Genomic DNA, 21,599 nt, shown 5'->3' with positions numbered 1-21,599 from the left:
ACGGCCGGGTCGGTGTGCGCGGTCGGCACGGCACACCGGAAGAAGGGGGGGCGGCGACGCCGGAGAGTCCTCGACGGGTCGGCACTGGGGGAGCCGGGTGGTGCGGGAAAACAAGGGAGAAGCAAGGGAAGGCGGGGAAGGCGGGGGAAACGGGGAAAGTGGGGGGGAAACGGGCGGGGGTCCCGTCTCCCGGCCAGGGCCTTACGGCCAGTCGATGTCGTCCGTGCCGGGGGCGCCGGCCGGGTTGACCACGGGGTTCGGCCCCGGCCAGTCGATGCTGTTGGTCGTCGTGTCGAAGGCGGAAACAGCCGTGAGGGTGTTCCCCGGCCAGTCGATGTCAGCCACCGCGGAGGCGAGCGGAAGCGCCAGGAGAGCGGTGGCGGCCGGCAGTGTCAGTAAAAACGCCGCGACGGCCGAGGTGGACGAGGTACCGGTGAACTTGCGCATGGGAACTCCAGTGGATCCGTGGCTGACTCGGGCGGCGCTGCGACGCCGGGTGGTGACGAGGAATAAAGCTAGTAACTGGAAAAGCTGTTTGGCAAGTACTTGCCTAGGATCTGCCAAAGTGTGACTCAGGGTGATCCCGTCCCAGGGAGATCAATTGCCAACCGGTCTGGAACTTTGTCAGCACGCAGTGTGGTTGTTACAGTGACCGTCAGGCATAATGGTGACTCTTCTGAGGTGTCTGAGACGCTGAGGCAGGAGGTCGACCGTCGGCCGAAAACTGGATCCGTGTGTATCTGGATCCCCGTGAATAGTGGGACCGCCATGATGGAACAGCCCTATTTCGGTCGTCGCCTCAAAGAGCTGAGGAGGGCGCGCCGGCTCTCCCAGGCCGCTCTGGCGGGTGAGGAAATCTCCACCGGGTACCTGTCACGACTGGAGTCCGGTGCGCGACAACCCACCGAGCGTGTTGTCACATACCTTGTCAAGAAACTTGCCGTGGAGCGGTCGGCGTTCGATGTGCCGCCGAGCGGCGGTTCGCTGGCCCAGGCGCTGTCCCTCGCGACCTCCTCCGACAGTGACGAGACGGTCGAACGCCTGATCATCGCGCTGGACCAGGCGGAGGACGAGGATCTCCTGCTGCGCTGGCAGGCCCTGTGGATCATCTCCAGGCACTGGCAGCGCCGCGGCGAGCACGCCGAGGAGCGGGCCGCCCTGGAGGAACTGGTCAGGATCGCCGACGAACTGGCGCTTCCCGAGTTGCAGTGCAGGGCCCAGTCCCAGCTCGCCCGGTTGCTGAGGGCGACGGGCGAGGTGACCCGTGCCATCGACATGGCCACCCACGCCTATCAGCTGGCCACGCAGGGCAAGCTGTCCGTCTCCGACGTCGGGACGGCGTTGCAGACGCTCGTGGCGGCCGAGGCCGAGGCGGGCCGGCTGCCCGACGCCAGGGCGCACGTGGACGAACTGGTCACCCTGGTGGAGAACGGCGGCTCTGAGGTCATGCGGACGGAGGCGCTCTGGTCGGCCGCCACGGTGCGTTTCCGGCAGGGCGACCACGAGCGGGCCCGGGAGTTCCTCGAACGCGCCATGAACGAGCTGGACAGCCGGGTCGACCTCACTCTCTGGGTACGGCTCCGGCTGGCGACCGCCTCGCTCTGCCTCCAGACCGAGCCGCCGCTCACCGACCTCGGGCGCGCGTACCTCCAGGAGGTGGAGGGCGCGCTCGCCCTGGTCGGTACGTCGGTGATGCGCCAGGAGCTGCTGATGCTCCAGGCCTATCTCGCCTTCCACGAGGGCCGGTACGAGGACGCCCGCGCCGCGCACGACGAACTCAACTGCGACGACATGCGCATGACCTACCGTGACCGGATCAGGCTCAGCATCCTCGACAGCCAGCTGCTGCTTCTGGAGGGCGACGAGGAGCGGGGCCTGAGCCGGCTCAGGGAGTTGGGCGAGCAGGCCAGGCAGGCGTCGAACATCGACCTCGCGGCGGACATCTGGCGCATCCTCGCGGGCGCGCTGGAGACGTCCCGCCAGCGCAGGTCCGCCGCCGAGGGCTGAGGACGGCACAGCCCCCGAGGGCGGCCGGGAAACGGCCGGGAACAACGGATCCCCTCGCCCCCACACCGGGAACATCAGGGTGTGGGGACGAGGGGATGAGTGTGCTCAGAGGGCCAGTACGCGCCGCAGCCAGCCGACCCGCGCGAGATGCGCCGTCCGCGAGACGACCGCGTCGGGGACCCACTCGTCGAAGCTGTGGAAGGCGCCCGCCCACACGTGCAGTTCCGCCTCGCCACCGGCCTGCCAGAGCCGGGACGCGTAGGCGACGGCCGTGTCCCGCAGCGCCTCCACGGACCCCACCTCGATCCAGGCCGGCGGAAGTCCTGAGACGTCGCCCGCCCGGGCGGGCGCGGCGTAGCAGGAGACGTCGTCGGTGCCCCGCCGCTCGCCGAGCAGTGCCGTCCACCCCGCGGCGTCGGACTCCCCGTCCCAGAGCCCCACCCGGCCCATCTGCCGCGCCGAGAAGCTGTCGCACCGGTCGTCGAGCATCGGGAACTGGAGGAACTGCCCCAGCAGCGGCGGCCCTTGGCGGTCCCGGGCCAGCAGGGTGAGACCGGCGGCGAGGGCCCCGCCCGCGCTGTTGCCGCTGACGACCGTACGATCCGCCGGGAGCCCGAGCCGCCCGGCGTTCTCGGCCAGCCAGAGGAGGCCGGCGTAACAGTCCTCCACCGGCGCCGGGTCCGGGTGCTCCGGGGCGAGCCGGTAGTCCACGGACAGCACGGCGAGCTGAAGCTCCTCGGCCCGGTTGAGCTCGCCCGTCAGCTCCGTGCTGCGGTGGCTGCCGGCCACCATGCCACCGCCGTGCGTGTGATAGATGACACCGCGCGGCGCGGCCGTCCCGGCCGGACGGCAGAGCAGCAGGGGGATCTCGGGAGCGTCGGCCGTCGCGGGCACGGCCAGTTCCTCGATCGTGAAGGCCCCGTCCCGCCGGATCTCGTCGTCGGAGAGCCGGCCGCGCAGGCTCCTGCGCCGCCGGTCGGCGACGAGCCCGGGGGTCAGCGGCATGGGCAGCTCCGCGAGGATGGCGCGCAGCGGCGCCCCCAACTCGCCGTCGAACGGGGGTATCTGCCCGGTGCACGGGTGGGGTCGTGGTGTGGTGACGGTCATGGTGGTGGGTGCTCCTGTGGTTGTGTCGGGGGTGGTTTCCCGGATCAGCGGGCGGCGGCGCCGACGGTGTCACCGACCAGCGCGAACGCGTCCACTTCGAGCAGCAGTTCGGGCCGGAACAGCGCCACGACCTGCACCACGGTGCTGGCCGGCGGGCGCGCGGTGTCGATGAACTCGTCCCGTACGGCCAGGACGGCCGGCACGAACGCCACGTCGGTGACGTAGTACGTCAGCTTGATGACGTCGTCGAAGGTGGCCCCCGTGGCGGCCAGACAGGCCCGCATGTTCGTGAAGACCTGGCGTGCCTGGGCGGCCGGGTCGCCCTCACCGACGAGTGCGCCCTTCTCGTCGAACGGCATCTGCCCGGCGAGCGCGGCCAGCCGCCCCGGTCCCGTCACCACGTGGGTGTAGCCGGAACTCGGCTCGACGCCCTCCGGGGCCGAGATGTGTGTGAGCCGGCGTTGTTTCATGACCATGTCCTTCACCCTTCCGTTGTTCCCGACCTGTTCTCGGGGCCTGTTGTGCCGGGTCCCGCGTCGTCCTCGGGCCCGTACCGTCACACCACACGCCGTACCGTCACACCACGCCCGGCGACAGGCTGCGCAGACGGTCCGTGAAGCGCTTGGCGATTTCCTGGGCGGTGGTCTCCGTGACCGCCTCCGGGCGGAAGGAGACCTCCACCCGCAGCCCGCCCCGCTCGTCCGGCCACAGTTCGGTGTGCAGTTCGAGCGGGAGGTCCAGATACGGCTGGCGCAGGAAGTCGGTCCGTACGCCCGCCAGTTCGAGGCGGGGGACCGCGTTGTCCTGGAGCGCGAACAGCACCTGGTAGAGCGGCGGCCGGCCGGTACGGGGCCGGCCCGTCAGACTGAGGATGTCCCCGAGAGCGACGTCCTGCGCGGCGACGGTACGCGCGGTGATGCGCGTGGTCTCGCGGACGGCGTCCGTACCACCATCCAGCGCGGCACCACGCAACCGCAGGCACAGCATGGTGATGTGGCAGCCGACCACACCGTCGAGCCGCGCGCCGTCGCGCTGCGCCACGGGGACGCCCACGGCGAAGTCGCGCTGACCGGTCACCTCCGCCAGGGCCGACGCCCAGTTCGACAGCAGCACCGCGAAGCGGGTGACGCCCGCCTCGCGGGCCAGGTCGTCCACGCCGGCCAGTACGGCGGAGGACAGCGGCACCTCGACGCGGCCGGGTCCTCCGGCCGCCGGATCCGGGGGACCGGCCGGCCACCGCAGGTCCGGTACGCCGGTCAACTCGCCCCGTACGTAGTCCTCATGGGCGGCCGAAGCGGTCTGCCGCCGGTAGCGCGCGCGTTCCTGGTGGATCGCCGCCAGCGAGGGAGGCAGGGGCTCGGCGATCCGCTCCCCGCCCTTCGCCGCGTTGTACGCCGCCGCGAGGTCCCGCGCGAGGACGGACTCCGACCAGCCGTCGAAGACGACGTGGTGCACCACGACCCCGAACACCGAAGCCCGCGCCCCGGCCACCGGGACCACGACGGTCCGCCACATCTCGCCCTGCTCCGGGTCCAGTGGACTGGAGAGCGCGGCGCGCACCGCCAGGACGGCGGCGTCGGCGGTGGGCTCGGACGGCAGGATCTCGACGGGGGGCGGGGGCGCGTCCACGAGCAGTGCGTACGGCGCGGGGTCCAGGACGTACGCGGCGCTGAGGGACTCATGGCGTCGGTGGGTCTCGGCGACCGCGGTCTCCAGGGCCGCCGTGTCCAGGTCCCCCTGCACGAGCCAGGCCAGCACACAGTGTGCCGTCAGGTCCGAGGGTGCGAGCAACTGCCGGGTCAGATAGACGGTTTGCAAGGGGGTGAGGGGGGTGTCACCGGTCTCCGGCGGCGCCCCCGGCAGGTCGTCGGGCGGCGGGGTGGTGCGAAGCCAGTCGGCCAGCGCGACGACGGTCGGCCGCTCGTAGAGCGTGGCGACCGGGACCGGACGGTGGAGCCGCGCGGCCAGCCGGGCACAGACCCGGCCGGCGCCGAGCGAGGTGCCGCCGAGCGCCACGAAGGGGGTGTCGAGTGGGACATCCTCCCGGCCGAGCACGGCGGCGAACGTCTCGGCGACCGCCCGTACGGTCGGATCGGCGAGGTCGGTGAGGTCGGTGCGATCGGTGCGATCGGTGAGATCGGTGAGATCGCCGGCGCCAACGGCGCCGCCGGTAGCCACCGTACGTACGGTCCTCGCGCTTCCCGGGTCCCCACCGCCCGCGTCCGCGCCGGCCCCGCCCGCCGGCGCGGCCGGCACCAGCCGCAGCAGCGCCCGTTCGTCCAGCTTCCCCCGGGATGTCAGCGGAAGGGCGTCCACCGCGACCACCCGGGAGGGCCGTTGGTACGGGACAAGGGCCTCGGCCAGGGCGGCCGTCGCCCCCTCCAGCGGATCCCCCGGTTCGGCGGGCACGCAGAACGCCACCAACTCCTGTGCCGTACCGGCGGCATCCGTCCTGGCCAGGACGCGGCACGTCCGTACGGCCGGCAGGCTCCGCTCCACCTGGCGCTCGACCTCGGCGGGCTCCACCCGGTGTCCCCGGATCTTCACCTGCCGGTCGGCCCGCCCCCGGAAGTGCAGCAGCCCGTCCGCGCCCCACACCCCCAGGTCCCCGGTCCGGTAGACGCGCAGGGCCTCACCGTCGATCGTCACCTCGGTGAACGCGGCCTCGGTCAGGGCGGGATCCCCGAGGTAGCGCAGCGCGAGGCCTTCCCCCGCGACGCAGATCTCCCCCGTCTCGCCCACGGCGCACACCCGGTTTCCGTCCAGGACATGGACCCCCGTGCCGGGGACCGGGCGGCCCAGGGGGATGCCGCCGGGCAGGTCGCAGTCGGCCGGTGTGATGCGGTGGGTCGTGGCGAACACCGTGCTCTCGACCGGCCCGTAGCCGTTGAGCAGCACGATCGCCGGGTGCCGCAGCAGGAAGCGCCTGACGTGCGCGGTGGAGAGCCGTTCGCCGCCGATCATGACCTGGCGCACGCCCTCGAAGGCCGCCGGGTCCTCGTCGGTGATCATGTTGAAGAGGCTGCTGGTGAGCCAGACCGTGTCCGTCCCGTGGACCGACACCCCGTCGCGCAGCGCCGCGGGGGAGAGGTACGGGTCCTCGACCACCACCGAGCGGCCGCCGTTGAGCAGGGCGGACCACAGTTCCAGCGAGAACGCGTCCCACGGCGGCGGGGCCGCGAGGGGCGTCACCGTACCGGCGCCGAAGTGCGCGAAGGTGTCCGGTGCGAAGAGGCGGGCCGTCGCCCGGTGGGGCGTCACGACCCCCTTGGGCCGGCCCGTCGTCCCCGAGGTGAAGAAGACACACGCCGGGTCGGTGCCGGCGACCTCGGCGGCCCGGAAACCGGGCGGGGCCGTCACCGGTCCAGCGGGCGGCGTCCACACGGGCAGGCCGTGGCCGTCGGGGATCCCGGTGGCGGAACGGGCCACCACGAGGGGCGCCTCCAGATCGGCCACCGCCTCGCGCAGACGGCGCGCCGGCCACTCCGGGTCCAGCGGGGCGTACGCCGCGCCCGCCTTGAGGACCGCGAGCAGCGCGACCACCAACTCCGGTCCCCTGGGCAGCAGGACGGGCACAAACGCGCCCGGCGTGACTCCGGCGGCCACGAGCCGGGCGGCCCAGGCGTCGGCGGTACGGTCCAGCTCCCCGTACGTCATGCTCCGGCGGGCCCCCGCCAGGGCGACCGCGTCCGGGCGTGCCCGTGCCGTGCGCGCGAACGTCTCGTGCAGGCCTTCGTCGGGGGTGGCGCCGGGCCGTCCCGCGGTCCACTTCGGGTCTGGTTGCACGCCGTCCCACTCCCCTGGATGCTGGCGGCGCACGGCCGGGAGGCCGTACGGATGTCAATGGGTGAGGTGATAGGTTGTCATAATGTTGCCTAGCTTGGCAATGTCTTGTGGAGGGCCGGAACGGGCGCGAACGGCGGCCTCGGCGGCCCCAGTTGATGGGCGGTGTCCTGCCCGGCAGGATGAGGCCCCCTACCGAGGAGACACGCGTGTCATCGACCAGTACGGACGAAGTGCCCATCGACGCGGCCCTCGTGCGCCGGCTGCTCGCGGACCGGTTCCCGCAGTGGGCGGACCTGCCCCTGGCGACCATCCCCGTGCCCGGCATGGACAACGCGACGTTCCGGCTGGGCGACGACATGTCCGTACGGCTGCCCCGCTTCCCGCGCTGGGCGGGGCAGGTGGAGCGTGAGCACGAGTGGCTCCCGCGCATCGCGCCGCACCTCCCGCTCCCCGTCTCCGAGCCGCTGGCGATGGGCAAGCCGGCGGAGGGCTACCCCTTCTCCTGGTCGGTCTACCGGTGGCTGGCCGGGGAGAACGCGTCGGGCGCCGCCCTCGTGGACCCGGCCGGCGCCGCCACCGAGCTGGCCGCCTTCGTCTCCGCCCTCCAGGCGGTCGACGCCACGGGCGCCCCGGGACCGCAGTGGAGCAACGCGTTCCGTGGCGTGCCCATGGGGGACGAGCGGGACTCCCTGGCGTCCGAGGCGCGTGTCCTGCCCAAGATCGAGGCCATGAAGGGCCTGGTCGACACCGACGCGCTGACCGCCGTGTGGCAGGCGGCGCTAGGGGCTCCCGCCTGGGAAGGGCCGCCGGTCTGGATCCACGGCGACCTCGGGACGGGGAACATCCTGCTGGCCGGCGGCCGGCTGAGCGCGGTCATCGACTTCGGGACGCTGGCCGCCGGCGATCCGGCCGTGGACCTGCTGCCCGCCTGGAACTTCCTGCCCGACGAGGTGCGCGGTGTCTACCGCGCGGCGCTCGGCGTGGACGACGCGACCTGGGCGCGTGGGCGCGGCTGGGCGCTGGCGGGCTCGCTGCCCGTCCCCGACGACCCGTACTACCAGGACCCCGTACGGGCGGCCGCCGCGCTGCACGTCCTGGACCAACTGGTCGCGGATCTCGCGTAGATGCGTGATGAGGGGCGACCCTGATAATTGCCCGGCACTTGCCTAGCTTGGCAATATTGTGCCAAACTATCTCCACCTCCCCCCGGGAGATCTCCGGCAGCCACGCGAGGAGCAGAGATGGGTCGCCCCAAGTTCAGTGTCGTGATCCCTTACAAACAACGCCTGGACAACATCAGGCTGGTGTTCGCCGCGCTGGCCGAACAGACCATGGACCGCTCCGAGTTCGAGGTCGTCGTCGGCGCGCTGGAGTACTCGCGGGAGTACGTCGCCACCTGCCAGGAGTTCATGGACCGGCTCGACATCGTCACCGTCATGTCGGACGAGAAGTGGAACCTGAGCCGCGCCAGGAACCTGGCGATCAGGCAGGCCACGGGACAGGTGTACGTGTTCCTCGACGCGGACATGGTGCTGCCCCCCAACTGCCTGCGCAACCTGTACGACCGGCACTACGCGCACGGTCAGAGCATCTGTGTCGTGGGCCAGATGATCGGTTACGACGAGGTGGTCGACAGCCAGGTGGACGCCGTCGAGGCGCTGCCGTTCAGCCACTACCGCGAGGCCCTCGCCGCACTCGACGCGGGAACGACGGACGTCCTGGACGAACGCTGGTCGCCCGCCTACGCGTCGGCGATCGCCCGGTTCCCCTGGGTGTTCGCCCGGGGCGGCTTCCTCGCCCTGTCCGCCGCCACGCTCCACCGCCACGAACTCCTCTTCGACGAGGGCTTCGACGGATGGGGGCCCGAGGACCAGGAGTGGGGATTCCGGGTCGCCTCGACCGGGACCCCGATCGTCCTGCGCGAGGACGTCGTCGGACTGCACCTGCCCCACGCGCGGGATCTCTCCGCCAACGGCGCCACGGCCCACGTCAACAACCGGTACTACCTCGACAAGTGGCCGCGCCTGGATCTCGAACTGGCTCTTGTCTTCGGCTGGTTGGAGACGGACCGGATCTACCCGGACGTGGCACGCGAACTCGCCGGGGCCGCCGGCGGCGAAGGACGCGCGCTCGGTGTCGTACGCGGCACGATCAACGGCAGGACCGGCCTGGTGGTCGGTGCCGTGACGGAAGGAGGGGCGCTCCTGCCCTCCCCGGAGACCGACGCGCTGTTCGATCCGCGCGCGCCGCTCGACGTGGTGCCGCTGGCCGGATTCGCGCTCCCCTACGGGGACAAGAGCGTCGAGGAGTGCCGCGTCCTGCCGACGGTCACCGCCCTGAGCGAGCGGTACCGGGAGGCCGTCCTCCGCGAGGCGGAGCGGGTCGCGCACAAGGTTCTCACCCCCGCCGGCGGTGAACGGGGCTGACAGGAGAGCACAGTTGCCGGAGTGGGATCGTGTGTCCCGCTGTCGCGTCTCCCGCTGCCGCCCCGGCGGCCGGACCAAGGAAGAGCCGGTATGACTGCCGAACCCGATCCGACCACCGACATCTCCGCTGCCTCGTCCGCGTCCCCCGCCGCGAAGGGCGCCCGTCGGGCCTTCCTCCGCGAAGGTGCGATCGGCCGGCTCGTCGGGGTCACCGGAGCCGTCGGGGTGTCGGGTGCGATGGTCTCGACCTCGGCCAGTCTCTTCCTCGCCGACGAGGTGGGCGCGACCCCGCTGATGATCGGCCTGTTCTTCGCCGGGCGGGCCGTCGGTGAGATCGGCGTCGACCTCGTGATCGGTGTGCTCTCCGACCGGGTACGGGACCGCAGGCGCCTGCTGGCCCTGTGCACGCTCCTTTTCGCGATCGGGGGGCTGTCCTACGCCGGTCTGCGCGACTACTACCTGCTGCTGGTCGCCGGGGTGTGCTGCTTCGGCGTCGGCAGTACGAGCTTCGCCCAGCTCTTCGCGTACAGCAGGCAACTGGCCGACACCCGCGGCCAGGGCGCGGCGTTCTTCACCGGCTTCCTCCGCTCGATCACCTCGCTGTCCTGGGTGATCGGGCCCCCGCTCGCCTTCACCCTGATCGCCCGGCAGGGCTTCACCGCGATGTACCTGGCGGCCGCCGCGTTGTCGCTGGTCGCCTCGGCGCTGAGCCGGTGGGGCCTGCCGTCCGCCACGCGGCCGGCGCCGGCCGACGGCACGGACGGCGGTGAGCCCGCCGAGGCCCCCTCTTCCCCCCGCAACCCGTTCGCCGGACTCGACCGGGGAACGGCGGCCCTGCTCACGGCCGTTGTGCTGCTGCTGACGGCCAACATGATGTACCAGATCAACCTGGCGCTCTTTGTCACCCGGGACCTCGGCCTGGGCCAGGGCTTCGTCGGCTGGCTCCTCGGGCTGAGCGCCGCGCTGGAGATCCCCGCCCTGGTGTGGGTGGGCGCCAGGTCCGAGAAGCTCGGCAAGCGCCGCCTGGTCGTCGCGGCCTCGGCGCTGGCCACCGTCTTCTTCTGTCTGCTGCCCCTCGCGTCCGGCCGGGCCGCCCTGCTCCTGCTCCAGATTCCCAATGCGCTCTGGACCGCCGTGGTCCTGAGCATCCCGGTAGTCATCCTCCAGGACCGCCTGCCCTCCCGGCTCGGCGTGGCCTCGTCCCTCTACTCCAGCGCGTTCAAGACCGGCACGCTGCTCGGCGGCCTGGTCACCGGGACGGTGGCCACCTGGACGGGTTACACCCAGGTCTTCTGGGTCTGCGCCGCGCTGACCGGACTGGCCGCGGTGCTCCTCGCCAGTCGCGCGGGCGGGACCGGGCCCACCGACTGATCACGACGCCGTACCCCCGTACCCCCGTACCCCCGTACCCCCGTACCCCCGTACCCCCGTACCCCCGTACCCCCGTACCCCCGTACAGCGCCTCACCTCACACGCGGAACCGCGACGAGACCCACCGCGGCGATCACACCGACCACACCGACCACACCGATCACACCGACCACGCCGATCGCACCGATCACACCGACACACTCCTCACAGAAGGGCACCACCATGCTTTCCTTCAGCGCTCTCACCCGCCTCGGCACCAAGCGTCCCGGCCGTCCCGGCGCCCTGTCCGTCACGGCGGCAGCCGCCCTTCTCCTCGCGGCGGGTGCCGGTACGGTCCAGGCGGCCCCGGCGAGCCAGGCGGCCCCGGCCGGCTCCTGCGAATTCAGCAACACACTCTGTCTGTTCGAGGGCGCGGGCTACGCCGGCGCCCGGTTCACGGTCCAGGCCCTCCCCCCGGCGACCAGCGCCTGTGTGAGCCTGGCGGAACACGGCTGGGCCGGCCGCGCCTTCTCGGCCGTCAACACCAACTCCCGGGCCGCGACGCTCTACGCGGGCGAGAACTGCACGGGCGCCTCACTGAACGTCGGCGGAAGCCTCAGCCCCCTCACGGTCAGCGCGGTGAGTGTGCGGGTCTTCTGACCTCTTCCCGTCACGTGGGGTACGGCGGCGGCCACGGTCCGGATCGGTCCGGACCGTGGCCGCGCGGATCGTCGTCCTTCACGCCGTGTCACCGGGCTGGTCCCCGCCGGCGGGCTCCGCCGTGCCGGGATGGCTGAAGGTGGCGATCAACCGGGGCGAACTGCCTCCCACCAGCTCCCACGCCCTGCTGATCCCCATGATGAACATGATGATCACCAGAATGGAGTGGGTCTTCACGTGCGTCGCGTCGGACGCGGTTCCGTTGATCTGGAGGGCGCTCACCAACTGGACGATGTAGAGGCCGAGAAAAGCGCTGATCAGGAGCGACCAGCGGAACAGGGCGCGGGCCGGGTCCCGGGTGACTCCCGCGCGCAGGCCCGTCACCGCGAGAGCGACGGTCGAGAAGATCCCGGCGATCGCCATGATCGACGAACCGGTGCCGAGGTTGTCCCCGGGCATCAGCGCGACCATGGACACGACCAGCGCGTCCAGGAAGGCCGACATCGCGGTGGCCGCCTTCAGCCGTTCCTTGTGGTGTTCCGACCTGCCGGTGACCGCTTTCGGGGACACGGAGATCGCGACGAACAACAGTCCGATCAATGCCCCGACGGCACTCGCCGAGCCGAGGAAAAAATCGTGATAATTCTCGCCTACCATGATCGCGGAGTGTACAGGGAGCCCGATTCCGCACCGTTTCGCCGAAGACGGCCCGCGCTCTCGCTCCCCAGGTGGCGCGGGACCGGCGGTGGTGTACTGGACGCATGGAAAGAGCTGCTTCCGGTGCCGCCGCCGTGGCGGGCATCGCCCACGGCTCCGCGGTGGCGATCGGCGGCGAGGATGCCGACACCCTGCCGTGGGCGCTGGTCGACGCGGTCCGGGAGGCCGGTCTGACCGGCCTGCACGTGGTGTGTTCCGAGGCCGTGCTGCTCAGCGGCCCCGTACGCACCCTGCTGGCATCCGGTGGCGTGGCCCGCCTGACCTGCGCCGGGGACGGCGGGCGGGCGGGAGACCTCACGGGGGAGATCACCGTACGGTGGCTGCCCCCGACGGATCTGAACGAGCGACTGGAGGCGGCGGATGCCAGCATCGCCGCCTTCCTCGCCCCGGTCGGCCCGGACGACGACGACCCGTCGCAGCCCTCACAGCCGTCGCGGGGTCGCGCGAAGTACCGGCGCGAGGAGGCGCTGCGCTGTGACGCCGCGCTGATCAGGGCCGTACGGGTGGACAGCGCGGGCAACCTCGTCCTCGACTCCGGCCCGGCGGGGACCGACGCCAGGATGGCCAAGGCCGGCGGCCTGACCCTCGTCCAGACGTCCGCGATGGACAAGCGGCCACTGCACAGCTCGGAGGTCGACGTCCCGGGCATCCACGTGGACCGCGTCCTCCCGGCCCACGCCTCTCGGTAGGGGATGTCTTGCCGGTCAGGCCGACAAAGCCACCCCCTAGGGCGTTGCTCCCCGCTCAACCGCCGCCGGCGCGTCATCATCCTCGGGAGGGGGCGGCCGTACGAACCTGAGGAGCGTCAGTGGACAGTCGAAGAGTGCTCGGGACCGGCGTGGCGGGAGTGCTGGTCGTCGCCCTCGCCGCGGGCTGCTCGTCCTCGGGCGGTGACGGCGGCAGCGGGGACTCGGCCACCTCCGTCCTCACCGGTGAGAAGGGCGGCGCGGGCCGGGTGCTCGCCGTGAAGGTCGACAACGTGGCGGCGGCCCGCCCGCAGGTCGGGCTCAACAGCGCGGACCTCGTGTACGGCATCGAGGTGGAGGGCGGGCTCTCACGGCTCATGGCCGTGTTCGACAGCACGCACCTGCCGGACACGATCGGCCCGGTGCGCAGCGCCCGCGAGACGGACCTCCAGATCCTCGCCGAGTACAACCGGCCGGCGCTCGCGTTCTCCGGGGCGCAGAGCCGGTTGCTGCCCGTGCTGGAGGATTCGGACATCGTCGCCAGGACGGGGACGAGCGCCTTCTTCCGCGACCCCGACCGGCCCGTCCCGCACAACGAGTTCATCCATCCCAAGGGCCTCACCGACGGTGCGGGCGAGGCCAAGGACATCGGGCTGCGCTTCTCCGCGAAGACGCCGTCCGGCGGGACGGCCAACACCACCACCACGGCCTCGATGCCGCACTCCCGCTTCACCTTCACCTGGGACGGGTCGCGGTACACGGTCGCACTGGACGGTACGAAGTCCCCCTGGACGGCCGACAACGTGATCGTCCAGCGGGTGAAGGTCAAGGAGTCGCGTTTCCGGAGCCGTACCGGCTTCGTGCCGTTCTCCCAGACCGTGGGCAGCGGCTCCGGTGTGGTGCTCCGCGACGGCCGGTCGTACACCGTGCGGTGGAGCAGGCCCTCGGAGGGCGCGGGCACGACGTACACGCAGGACGGCGGGTCCGGGAGCGGTACGACGATGCGGCTGCACCCCGGCCGGACGTGGATCGTCCTCGAACCGGCCTGACCCGTCCGCGACGTGACGCCCCGTATCGCCGGAAAGCGGTGGCCGAAGACCGTACCTTGACGGGTTCATGCCAGCGTCCCACGATGCGTCGCATGGGGAGACCCCCAGACTTCCCCCGCGAGCAGGAGAGAGCATGCGACTACGCATCCACGGCAGGAAGACCGCCAGAAAGACCGCCACCCTCGCGGCGTTGGTGGCGCTCGCCGTCGCGGCGCCGCTCACCGCCACCGCGACGTCCTCCGGAGCGCCCGGCGCGAAGAACCTCGCCCCGGCCGCCGCCGCCGAGGAGGTGATCCGGCAGTACACCATCAACGGTCCTTCCACCGTCGCCGACCGGACCGCCCTCCTCGCGACCGGTGTGTCGATCGACGAGGTCGACGACCACGCGGTGGTCGTCAGCGCCGACACCGCCCAGGCCAAGCGCCTCCGCGCCCTCGGCCACCAGCTCACCGCGCTCCCCGCGCCGCCCGCCAGGAGCGGCGGATCGGCCGTCGCGCCCTTCGACTTCCCCTCCGCGGACTCCCGGTACCACAACTACGCGGAGATGAACACGGAGATCGACCAGCGGATCCAGCAGTACCCGAACCTGATGTCCAAGCGGGTGATCGGCAGGACCTACCAGGGCCGGGACATCATCGCCGTCAAGATCAGCGACAACGTCGCGACGGACGAGAGCGAGCCCGAGATCCTGTTCACCCACCACCAGCACGCGCGTGAACACCTCACCGTCGAGATGGCGTTGTACCTGATACGGGAACTGGGCGCCGGGTACGGCTCCGACTCGCGCGTCACCAGCGCCGTCAACAACCGCGAGATCTGGATCGTGCCGGACCTCAACCCGGACGGCGGCGAGTACGACGTGGCCTCCGGCTCGTACCGCAGCTGGCGCAAGAACCGTCAGCCCAACACCGGTTCGACGGCGATCGGCACCGACCTCAATCGCAACTGGGACTACAAGTTCGGCTGCTGCGGCGGCTCTTCGGGCACGGCCAGTTCCGAGACGTACCGCGGCCGCGCCGCCGAGTCGGCCCCCGAGGTGAAGGTCGTCGCCGACTTCGTCCGTTCGCGCGTCGTCGGAGGCAAGCAGCAGATCAAGGCGGCCATCGACTTCCACACGTACAGCCAGCTGGTGCTCTGGCCGTACGGCTGGACCAACGCCGACACCGCGCCGGGACTGACCCAGGACGACCGCGACGCCTTCGCCGCCGTCGGCCGGAAGATGGGCGCGAGCAACGGGTACACGGCCGAGCAGTCGAGCGACCTGTACATCACGGACGGCTCGATCGACGACTGGCTGTGGGGCACCCAGAAGATCTTCAGCTACACCTTCGAGATGTACCCGGCCAGCTCCTCGGGCGGCGGCTTCTACCCGCCCGACGAGGTGATCGAACGGGAGACGTCCCGCAACCGCGACGCGGTCCTCCAACTCGTCGAGAACGCCGATTGCATGTATCGGTCCATCGGCAAACAGGCGCAGTACTGCGCCTGATCGGGGTCTGATCGGTATCTGATCCGCGCCGGATCCACGCTCGTTCCCCGGCCGCCGCGCCACGGTCTCTCCCCGCCGTGTCGCGGCGGTCGCGTGCGTCCGGCGCTCAGGGCGGTTCTATGGCGAAGCGGTGTTTTTTGCATGTACCCCATGTGACGAAGACGTGTTTCAGGCGTGACGGGTGATGTCGGACATGTGTTCTTGTGCAGGTCGGGGGCTCGTGGAACAGTCCGGCACCGCGTCTCGTGGCTGTGGGGTGGGGTTGGACAGCTGAGAGTGACGGGGGAAGCGGGGGCTTTTTCACGCGCTGCGTAGCGGTGCGCGCCCAGCGGCCTGTCGCCGAGCCCGGCTCCCATTTCCCGGCCTGACGTGGGGACTCGCCGTCCCGTACGGTGCGGCGATTCCCCGACCGGTTGTCAGAGGTTCGCCGGCCCGACCAGCCGGGCGCGGACCGCACAGGGGTGGGGGAGAGCAATGCCGCTTGTGGGTGGACCCATGGGCCGGGGGGTGGCGGCCTTCGGGCTCGCCGCCGTCCTGTCCGTGCCGGTTCAGGAAGCGACGGCGGGGCCGCCGGCCGCCGTCGCCGCGGTCTGCGCGGGGACGACGCAGTCCGATTTCAACGGCGACGGCATTCGTGATGTCGCCATCGCCGACCCGGAGGCCACCGTCTCGGGGAAGGAGCGCGCCGGGCAGGTCCATGTCGTACGGCGGCGGCAAGGGCACCTTCGTCCTGTCGCAGGACTCGCCCAACGTCTCCGACAGCGCGGAGGCCGGCGACCAGTTCGGCTTCTCGTTCGCCGTGTACGACGCCAACCTCGACGGATGCAGCGACATCGCCGTGGGCATCCCGTACGAGGACATCAACCTGCCCGACAGGACGATCAGGGACGCCGGGCTCGTCCATCTCGTCTACGGCTCGCCGACCGGCGTCGCCTCACCCGCCCTCGGCACCATCGGATTCCGGCAGGGCGCCGACGGCAAACTCGGCGGCGGATACGAGCCGGACGACTGGGTCGGCTACGCCGTCGCCGCCGGGAAGAACTGCTGATCGTCCACAACGGCGAGGTCGGCGCGCGCAGAGCGTGCTCGAATACGACGGCCTGGGCCGCGCCACCGCGCAGGTCATGGCGGTCTCGGGCGTCGAGCAGTGGCGTACCACCACCACCTACGACGGCGAACGCACCACGGTCGACCCGCCCAAGGGCGGCGTCCCGACCACCACGATCACCGACGCGGTGGGCAACACCTCGGAGATCTGGCACTACCGGGGTGACTCCCCGAACCCGCTGCTGGGCTACGACGTCACGAAGTACACGTACACCCCGCAGGGCAGGCTGGAGCCGGTCACCGACGCGCAGCAGAACAAGTGGCGCTACGAATATGATTAGTTGGGCCGGACGACCAGGACTGTCGACCCCGACTCGGGGGGCAACCGGGTCCAGCGCAAGGACCCTTCGGGCACGACGGTGTACCTGCCCGGTACGGAGCTGAAGCTCTCCGCCGACGGCGCCAAGAAGGAAGCCACCCGCTACTACTCGCACGCCGGACAGACGGTCGCCGTCCGCACCGGTGACGGCAAGGTCTCCTTCATCGCCGCCGACCATCACGGCACGGGCGAACTGGCGGTCGACGCCGCGACAGGAGCTGTCTCCCGGCGTCGCTTCGACCCGTACGGGGTCGAGCGGGGCGCGGCGACCGGCACGTGGCCCGGCGAAAAGGGCTACGTCGGCGGCACGATGGACAAGTCGACCGGTCTGACCCATCTGGGCGCGCGTGAATACGACGCGGGCATCGGCAAGTTCATCTCCGTCGACCCGCTGATCGATCCGACCCAGCCGCAGCAGATGAACGGCTACGCCTACGCGAACAACAGCCCGGTCACCCATGCCGACCCGAGCGGCATGATCGTCCCGGAGTGCATGCAGGGCCTGATCGAGTGCCGGGGCGGCTTCCCGGTGCCGAGCAGTGAGCAGGACCCGGTGGACAACGCCCAGAACAAGGCGAACGACGCGGCCTCCGCCGTACAGGGCGCACAGGGTCAGCAGAGTGCCGCCAAGCAGCGCATCAAGTCGACGGGCAAGGCCCTGGTCAAGATCGTCCGGGACATCCTCGGCGTCGACGCGGCGCTCGACTGCATCTCCACCGGCGACTTGGGCTCCTGCGGCGAGACGGTGCTGAACATCGCGGGCAGCTTCGCCGGCGGTCTCGCCGGGAAGATCCTCGCCAAGTACGGCGCTCCATCGGACTGGGCCAAGGGGGCCAGACTGGCCAAACGGGTGATCGGCGCGTCGGCGACCTCGTCGGCGGAGTCAAGGATCTGTACAAGGCCAACAAGGCTGTCTCCAAGGCGAAGGACGGTCTGGCGAGGGCTCAGGACGCCTTGGCCGTGGCCAAGAAAAGGGCGGCGGAAGCCGTCAAGAAGGCCAAGAAGGCGGACGAGGGCGAATCCGAACTGTTGCGCAAGGGCGCCTCGGGCACGGGTGGGAGCAAGAAACTCCCGATGACGATGGAATGCGTCTGCGAGGTCGCCCAGAAATACGGGGTCGACATCTCCGACGTGAAAATCAAGATCGACAAGGGGAAGATCGGGTATTACGGTTCCACGGCACCCGACCAGGGCGTCACTTTGACGCGCGAAGCGTTCCGCAATGAACAGCAGTTGGCGCGCACCCTCGTTCACGAGCGGTTCCATGTGGACCAGATCCGTTCGGGGATGGGGTATCCAAAGACGTATGACTCGGGCAACGCTCGGGAAGCGGCCGCTCAGGCACACGAGGACAAATGGTGGGCCACCACCGGGAAGGGTCTGGAGTGACGAGTTTCGAGGCGTGGACGGACGCGTACCAGGAGGCCTACCGGCGTCCTTCCGCAGTGCCCGGCCTGACGTGTCCCCACTGCCGTTCGCACGCGTTGAGGATGATTTTTGTCGTCGGCGCGCCGGAGGACGCGGACGGAACGGTCGCGTTCTGGTGTGATTCGTGCCTGAATGGACTGGTTCCGAACCGTGCGCGCGTCCCCGGCGGAGGGGAGCGGCGGGTGCGCGGCACGGAGAGCGTTCCCGACTACGTGCTGGTGGTGGAGGACGCGGGACCTGCCTGATCCACAGCGTGCGACCTGGGTCCGACATGTCGGACCCGGGCCGGTGTGGGTGGTGTTGTGGAGGGGGCCCTCCGCGCAAACGGTGATGTGCGTCACGTCGTCGGGCCGGTGCGTTTCTCCGCCTGTCGGTCACTTCCCCCGCGTGCAGGGAAAGTTGGGTTCCCCGGTGTCGGGTCCGCATGCCTGGTTATGGCCGACCTGATTCGCGGATGAGATCTCGGTGTGAATTCAGGACTTGTTTCGGCCAGGCGTTCTCGCTTACGTTCACCCCACTCCGGGTGGATCGCCGAATCCTGCCGCTGTCCGGATACACACTCACCCACTCACGTACGGCAGGAGCGGGGGACCCAGGTAAGTCGCCGATCCGTCACAGGACCGGCTCGGGGTGAAGTCGCACTGATAATGCGGCCGGGCATCTCCAGCTCGAACCCGACAGCTCACCTCGCAGGCGACGGAGAGGATTTCGTCATGCCCATAAAGGGTAAGCACCGTCGTTCCAGGATCAGTCCGCTCGCCCGGCGCCTTGTCGCCGTGGGGACCGGAGGTGTCGCGCTCGCCCTTCCGCTGGTGGCCGCTCACACCGCGAGCGCCGCCACCGGCACCAGCGCCGCCGTCACCGCGGAGAAGAAGAGTGTCACCACCTACTCCGTGGTCGCCGGGGACTCCCTCGCCAAGATCGCCCGCACCCACTCCCTGAGCGGCGGCTGGAAGAAGCTCTACCAGGACAACCGGAAGGCCGTCGGCGCCGACCCGTCGGTGATCCGGCCCGGTCTCCGGCTGACCCTCGGCGGCAGGGCCGCGACGCCCGCGGCCACCACCGCCACCAAGGCCGCGACGGGCGGCGCCGCCACCGCCGTACAGGCCGCGGCGAAGACGTACACCGACAACCTGGACGGCTGGATCAGGGAGTCGCTGGACGTCATGGCCGCCCATGGCATCCCGGGCACCTACGACGGCATCTACCGCAACATCATGCGGGAGTCCTCGGGCAACCCGAACGCCATCAACAACTGGGACTCGAACGCCGCCGCCGGCATCCCGTCCAAGGGGCTGCTCCAGGTCATCGACCCGACCTTCCAGGCCTACCACGTGTCCGGTACGTCGATGGACAGCTACGACCCGGTCGCCAACATCACTGCCGCGTGCAACTACGCCGCCGACAAGTACGGCTCGATCGACAACGTGAACGGTCCGTACTGACCGGCCCGTACTGACCGGCCCGTACTGACCCGTCCGGCGTCACCGTCAGGCCGTCGTACCCCCACCCCCGTGGGCCCGCTCCGATCCCTGGAGCGGGCCCACGCGCGTGTCCGCTACCTCCTGCTCGGATGAGCGAAAATCTACTATGGTCGCAGTAGACATTATTTCCTCGTGTGGTTAGAGTCCGGGGTGTGAACAAGCCCCAGGGCGAGCCCGGGAACGAGAGCCGGAACCCGAAGAACCGGAGCCTCACCGACAGCCTGGACAACGACGACTACCCCGCGTACACGATGGGCCGGGCCGCCGAGATGCTCGGCACCACCCCCGCGTTCCTGCGCGCCCTCGGTGAGGCGCGGCTGATCACGCCGCTGCGCTCCGACGGGGGCCACCGCCGCTACTCCCGGTACCAGCTGCGCCTCGCCTCCCGGGTCAGGGAGCTGGTCGACGGCGGCACCGCCATCGACGCCGCGTGCCGCATCGTGATCCTTGAGGACCAGCTCGAAGAGGCCCGGCGCATCAACGAGGAGCTGCGCTCCGCGTCCGAGACTTCCCCCTGAATCGTGCGTGGGCCCCGACCACGAAGGTCGGGGCCCACCGCATGACCGCTCGGTCACCACGTCACCACGTCGTCGGCATTACCAGCGGTACCACCGGCCCCGCCTGCCGCCCGAAGCGGCCGGCCGGACCACGAAGCCCAGCAGCCATACGACGAGCACGATGACGGCGATCCACCAGAGTGCCTTGAGTGCGAAACCGGCACCGAAAAGGATCAGGGCCAGCAGAAGAACGAGAAGCAGGGGAACCATAGTTATCAACCTCCGAGCAGCCGTGTGCCCTCGGTAAATCCGTTCACGCGTACAAATCGGCACGTTTCTCGTGCCGATCACAGGGCAGCCGAAACGCCCGCGAAGCAGTGGGAAAGTGGGGGGCATGGGGACCGTCGTGCACGTTCCGCAGACGCGGGACATGATCGGGGAAGAGCTGTCCGGCGACGAGGCGCTGATGGCGCTGCGCCGCTACGGGGGCCGCAAACTGCTCCTGGACGCCTTCGCCCGCTTCCGGTACGCCGACGGGTTCAGCCAGGCCAGGTCGCTGGGCTTCCAGGTGGTCCTCGGAATGGTCCCGTTCACCATCGCGCTGGTCGGTGTGACGGCGACCGTCCACACCGAGAGCATCGGGCGGATCATCGAGCTGACCCTCGCCCGGATCGTCCCCGGAGCCAGCGCGGACGTGGTCCAGGAAGCCCTGGACGGCACCCGCCGCAGCGCGGGCGCCGACGTCTCGGGCGCCGTCGCGATCTGGGTGGGGCTCGGGTTCGCCGTACTGAACCTCGCCTCCGCCATGGGCCAGATAGAGCGGGGCTGCAACCGTATCTACGGCGTGGAGCGCGACCGCCCCTTCCCGGCGAAGTACGCCCGCGGTCTGCTGCTGGCGCTCGGCGCGGGAGTGCCGATGGCCCTGGGCTTCCTGGTCCTGGTCGCGGGGGAGGCGGTGGGCGACTCGGTCGTGGAGGCGCTGGGCTGGTCACGGCAGTGGCTCGACTGGTGGGGTCCGCTGGAGGTGCCGGTCGGAGTGACCCTCGCCGGGGTCGCCTCGGCGGTGATCTTCCGCTGGTCCCCGCGCAGGGACCAGCCCGGCTACACCTGGCTGGCCTTCGGCTCGGCGGTCCATCTGGTGCTCTGGGTCGTGGCCACCTGGCTGCTCGCCTTCTACGTCGAACGGAGCGGATCGTTCGGAGCGGTGTACGGGCCCCTCACCGCCTTCGTCGCCCTGCTGCTCTGGGCCAATCTCACCGGGATCGCGCTCTTCCTGGGGGTGGCCTTCGCCGCCCAGCTGGAGGCCGCGAGGGCGGGGATCGCGGACGCGGTCCACCCGGACCCGGGTTCCGGACCATAGGGCCTGTCGTTTGGATCACCGTGGCGTGCCGGACACCGCGACGCCTCGCGCCTCCCAACGCTCCGCACCGCCCGCCCGGCCAAGCCCCGCGGACGGGCCGCCGCCTTATTCCGGGCCGGGAGGGGCC

General features: G+C 70.6%; 22 protein-coding genes, 1 pseudogene and 1 riboswitch. Of the genes and pseudogenes, 16 read left to right on the top strand and 7 right to left on the bottom strand.

The features are described 5' to 3' along the window. Positions 1 to 201 precede the first annotated feature (201 nt). Complete coding sequence (locus ACIO1C_RS16985; RefSeq protein WP_401863924.1) at positions 202 to 447, bottom strand: hypothetical protein; 246 nt, start codon at positions 445 to 447, stop codon at positions 202 to 204. A gap of 321 nt (positions 448 to 768) precedes the next feature. Here ACIO1C_RS16985 and ACIO1C_RS16980 point away from each other — a divergent pair, with 321 nt between their 5' ends. Continuing rightward, positions 769 to 2,007: a helix-turn-helix domain-containing protein gene (locus ACIO1C_RS16980; protein WP_401863922.1), complete on the top strand. Its 1,239-nt coding sequence runs from the start codon at positions 769 to 771 to the stop codon at positions 2,005 to 2,007. A 105-nt stretch (positions 2,008 to 2,112) separates the two neighbouring features. Here ACIO1C_RS16980 and ACIO1C_RS16975 read toward each other — a convergent pair whose 3' ends face one another. The 3 genes from ACIO1C_RS16975 to ACIO1C_RS16965 form a co-directional block, all read right to left on the bottom strand. Beyond that, the gene (locus ACIO1C_RS16975; protein ID WP_401863919.1) at positions 2,113 to 3,114 is read right to left on the bottom strand and encodes an alpha/beta hydrolase fold domain-containing protein; all 1,002 of its coding nucleotides are present in this window, start codon (positions 3,112 to 3,114) and stop codon (positions 2,113 to 2,115) included. A gap of 44 nt (positions 3,115 to 3,158) precedes the next feature. Further along, on the bottom strand, positions 3,159 to 3,584 hold the full coding sequence (locus ACIO1C_RS16970; RefSeq protein ID WP_401863916.1) for a RidA family protein: 426 nt from the start codon (positions 3,582 to 3,584) through the stop codon (positions 3,159 to 3,161). A gap of 106 nt (positions 3,585 to 3,690) precedes the next feature. Continuing rightward, positions 3,691 to 6,900: an amino acid adenylation domain-containing protein gene (locus tag ACIO1C_RS16965; protein ID WP_401863913.1), complete on the bottom strand. Its 3,210-nt coding sequence runs from the start codon at positions 6,898 to 6,900 to the stop codon at positions 3,691 to 3,693. Positions 6,901 to 7,106: 206 nt separating this feature from the next. Here ACIO1C_RS16965 and ACIO1C_RS16960 point away from each other — a divergent pair, with 206 nt between their 5' ends. The 3 genes from ACIO1C_RS16960 (at position 7,107) to ACIO1C_RS16950 (ending at position 10,697) form a co-directional block, all read left to right on the top strand. After that, positions 7,107 to 8,024, top strand: a complete 918-nt coding sequence (locus tag ACIO1C_RS16960) for an aminoglycoside phosphotransferase family protein (RefSeq protein WP_401863911.1) — start codon at positions 7,107 to 7,109, stop codon at positions 8,022 to 8,024. A gap of 117 nt (positions 8,025 to 8,141) precedes the next feature. Further along, positions 8,142 to 9,326 (top strand): glycosyltransferase family 2 protein, encoded by a 1,185-nt coding sequence (locus ACIO1C_RS16955; protein WP_401863908.1) that lies wholly within the window; start codon positions 8,142 to 8,144, stop codon positions 9,324 to 9,326. A gap of 90 nt (positions 9,327 to 9,416) precedes the next feature. Then, positions 9,417 to 10,697 carry a sugar efflux transporter gene (locus ACIO1C_RS16950; protein ID WP_401863905.1) on the top strand — a complete coding sequence of 427 codons (1,281 nt, stop codon included), beginning with the start codon at positions 9,417 to 9,419 and terminating at the stop codon, positions 10,695 to 10,697. Positions 10,698 to 10,789: 92 nt separating this feature from the next. On the opposite strand, the gene ACIO1C_RS16945 is transcribed toward ACIO1C_RS16950, so the two are convergent. Continuing rightward, the gene (locus tag ACIO1C_RS16945) at positions 10,790 to 10,921 is read right to left on the bottom strand and encodes a hypothetical protein (RefSeq protein ID WP_401863902.1); all 132 of its coding nucleotides are present in this window, start codon (positions 10,919 to 10,921) and stop codon (positions 10,790 to 10,792) included. Here ACIO1C_RS16945 and ACIO1C_RS16940 point away from each other — a divergent pair. Beyond that, positions 10,920 to 11,336 (top strand): peptidase inhibitor family I36 protein, encoded by a 417-nt coding sequence (locus ACIO1C_RS16940; RefSeq protein ID WP_401863900.1) that lies wholly within the window; start codon positions 10,920 to 10,922, stop codon positions 11,334 to 11,336. The two genes, ACIO1C_RS16945 and ACIO1C_RS16940, sit on opposite strands and share 2 nt — an antisense overlap. 78 nt (positions 11,337 to 11,414) lie before the next feature. Here the strand turns inward: ACIO1C_RS16940 and ACIO1C_RS16935 are convergent, their stop codons facing one another. Continuing rightward, a complete protein-coding gene (locus ACIO1C_RS16935; protein WP_401863897.1) occupies positions 11,415 to 11,993 on the bottom strand; it encodes a hypothetical protein in 579 nt (192 codons plus the stop codon). A 104-nt stretch (positions 11,994 to 12,097) separates the two neighbouring features. Between ACIO1C_RS16935 and ACIO1C_RS16930 the strand changes: the two genes are divergently transcribed. The 10 genes and pseudogenes from ACIO1C_RS16930 (at position 12,098) to ACIO1C_RS16885 (ending at position 20,133) form a co-directional block, all read left to right on the top strand. After that, positions 12,098 to 12,742, top strand: a complete 645-nt coding sequence (locus ACIO1C_RS16930; RefSeq protein WP_401863895.1) for a CoA-transferase — start codon at positions 12,098 to 12,100, stop codon at positions 12,740 to 12,742. A 119-nt stretch (positions 12,743 to 12,861) separates the two neighbouring features. After that, entirely contained in the window at positions 12,862 to 13,788 is a 927-nt protein-coding gene (locus ACIO1C_RS16925; RefSeq protein ID WP_401863893.1) for a DUF3048 domain-containing protein, read from the top strand. 133 nt (positions 13,789 to 13,921) lie between these two features. After that, complete coding sequence (locus ACIO1C_RS16920; protein ID WP_401863891.1) at positions 13,922 to 15,277, top strand: M14 family metallopeptidase; 1,356 nt, start codon at positions 13,922 to 13,924, stop codon at positions 15,275 to 15,277. Positions 15,278 to 15,751: 474 nt separating this feature from the next. Then, a pseudogene (locus ACIO1C_RS16915) lies at positions 15,752 to 15,943 on the top strand (VCBS repeat-containing protein); the annotation flags it as partial. 31 nt (positions 15,944 to 15,974) lie between these two features. Then, entirely contained in the window at positions 15,975 to 16,325 is a 351-nt protein-coding gene (locus ACIO1C_RS16910; protein ID WP_401863888.1) for a hypothetical protein, read from the top strand. Positions 16,326 to 16,359: 34 nt separating this feature from the next. Beyond that, complete coding sequence (locus ACIO1C_RS16905) at positions 16,360 to 16,665, top strand: hypothetical protein (protein ID WP_401863885.1); 306 nt, start codon at positions 16,360 to 16,362, stop codon at positions 16,663 to 16,665. Beyond that, positions 16,666 to 17,781: an RHS repeat domain-containing protein gene (locus ACIO1C_RS16900; protein WP_401863883.1), complete on the top strand. Its 1,116-nt coding sequence runs from the start codon at positions 16,666 to 16,668 to the stop codon at positions 17,779 to 17,781. It abuts the gene before it with no gap. Continuing rightward, entirely contained in the window at positions 17,778 to 18,092 is a 315-nt protein-coding gene (locus ACIO1C_RS16895) for a hypothetical protein (RefSeq protein WP_401863881.1), read from the top strand. The genes ACIO1C_RS16900 and ACIO1C_RS16895 overlap by 4 nt, the downstream gene beginning before the upstream one ends. Before the next feature lie 590 nt (positions 18,093 to 18,682). Beyond that, positions 18,683 to 18,840: riboswitch (cyclic di-AMP (ydaO/yuaA leader) on the top strand. A 4-nt stretch (positions 18,841 to 18,844) separates the two neighbouring features. Continuing rightward, positions 18,845 to 19,576 (top strand): transglycosylase SLT domain-containing protein, encoded by a 732-nt coding sequence (locus ACIO1C_RS16890; protein ID WP_401863878.1) that lies wholly within the window; start codon positions 18,845 to 18,847, stop codon positions 19,574 to 19,576. A 290-nt stretch (positions 19,577 to 19,866) separates the two neighbouring features. Further along, on the top strand, positions 19,867 to 20,133 hold the full coding sequence (locus ACIO1C_RS16885; RefSeq protein ID WP_401864154.1) for a MerR family transcriptional regulator: 267 nt from the start codon (positions 19,867 to 19,869) through the stop codon (positions 20,131 to 20,133). A 78-nt stretch (positions 20,134 to 20,211) separates the two neighbouring features. Here ACIO1C_RS16885 and ACIO1C_RS16880 read toward each other — a convergent pair whose 3' ends face one another. Further along, positions 20,212 to 20,382 (bottom strand): hydrophobic protein, encoded by a 171-nt coding sequence (locus ACIO1C_RS16880; protein WP_307711549.1) that lies wholly within the window; start codon positions 20,380 to 20,382, stop codon positions 20,212 to 20,214. Between the two features lie 124 nt (positions 20,383 to 20,506). On the opposite strand from ACIO1C_RS16880, the gene ACIO1C_RS16875 reads away from it, so the two are divergent. Then, positions 20,507 to 21,472 (top strand): YihY/virulence factor BrkB family protein, encoded by a 966-nt coding sequence (locus ACIO1C_RS16875; RefSeq protein ID WP_401863876.1) that lies wholly within the window; start codon positions 20,507 to 20,509, stop codon positions 21,470 to 21,472. The last annotated feature ends 127 nt before the right edge of the window (positions 21,473 to 21,599 follow it).

The sequence above is a fragment of the Streptomyces sp. NPDC087420 genome (genome assembly GCF_044744165.1).
Classification (GTDB): Bacteria; Actinomycetota; Actinomycetes; order Streptomycetales; family Streptomycetaceae; genus Streptomyces.
This window is presented reverse-complemented; position numbering and strand designations above follow the sequence as displayed.

What these genes read in the sequence shown, in the direction of transcription:
- ACIO1C_RS16920 (WP_401863891.1), top strand. Translation starts at nt 13,922, where the DNA reads ATGCGACTACGCATCCACGGCAGGAAGACCGCCAGAAAGACCGCCACC.
- ACIO1C_RS16875 (WP_401863876.1), top strand. Translation starts at nt 20,507, where the DNA reads ATGGGGACCGTCGTGCACGTTCCGCAGACGCGGGACATGATCGGGGAA.
- ACIO1C_RS16910 (WP_401863888.1), top strand. Translation starts at nt 15,975, where the DNA reads ATGTCGTACGGCGGCGGCAAGGGCACCTTCGTCCTGTCGCAGGACTCG.
- ACIO1C_RS16885 (WP_401864154.1), top strand. Translation starts at nt 19,867, where the DNA reads ATGGGCCGGGCCGCCGAGATGCTCGGCACCACCCCCGCGTTCCTGCGC.
- ACIO1C_RS16950 (WP_401863905.1), top strand. Translation starts at nt 9,417, where the DNA reads ATGACTGCCGAACCCGATCCGACCACCGACATCTCCGCTGCCTCGTCC.
- ACIO1C_RS16940 (WP_401863900.1), top strand. Translation starts at nt 10,920, where the DNA reads ATGCTTTCCTTCAGCGCTCTCACCCGCCTCGGCACCAAGCGTCCCGGC.
- ACIO1C_RS16930 (WP_401863895.1), top strand. Translation starts at nt 12,098, where the DNA reads ATGGAAAGAGCTGCTTCCGGTGCCGCCGCCGTGGCGGGCATCGCCCAC.
- ACIO1C_RS16890 (WP_401863878.1), top strand. Translation starts at nt 18,845, where the DNA reads ATGCCCATAAAGGGTAAGCACCGTCGTTCCAGGATCAGTCCGCTCGCC.
- ACIO1C_RS16980 (WP_401863922.1), top strand. Translation starts at nt 769, where the DNA reads ATGATGGAACAGCCCTATTTCGGTCGTCGCCTCAAAGAGCTGAGGAGG.
- ACIO1C_RS16935 (WP_401863897.1), bottom strand. Translation starts at nt 11,993, where the DNA reads ATGGTAGGCGAGAATTATCACGATTTTTTCCTCGGCTCGGCGAGTGCC.
- ACIO1C_RS16880 (WP_307711549.1), bottom strand. Translation starts at nt 20,382, where the DNA reads ATGGTTCCCCTGCTTCTCGTTCTTCTGCTGGCCCTGATCCTTTTCGGT.
- ACIO1C_RS16975 (WP_401863919.1), bottom strand. Translation starts at nt 3,114, where the DNA reads ATGACCGTCACCACACCACGACCCCACCCGTGCACCGGGCAGATACCC.
- ACIO1C_RS16945 (WP_401863902.1), bottom strand. Translation starts at nt 10,921, where the DNA reads ATGGTGGTGCCCTTCTGTGAGGAGTGTGTCGGTGTGATCGGTGCGATC.
- ACIO1C_RS16895 (WP_401863881.1), top strand. Translation starts at nt 17,778, where the DNA reads ATGACGATGGAATGCGTCTGCGAGGTCGCCCAGAAATACGGGGTCGAC.
- ACIO1C_RS16985 (WP_401863924.1), bottom strand. Translation starts at nt 447, where the DNA reads ATGCGCAAGTTCACCGGTACCTCGTCCACCTCGGCCGTCGCGGCGTTT.
- ACIO1C_RS16955 (WP_401863908.1), top strand. Translation starts at nt 8,142, where the DNA reads ATGGGTCGCCCCAAGTTCAGTGTCGTGATCCCTTACAAACAACGCCTG.
- ACIO1C_RS16970 (WP_401863916.1), bottom strand. Translation starts at nt 3,584, where the DNA reads ATGAAACAACGCCGGCTCACACACATCTCGGCCCCGGAGGGCGTCGAG.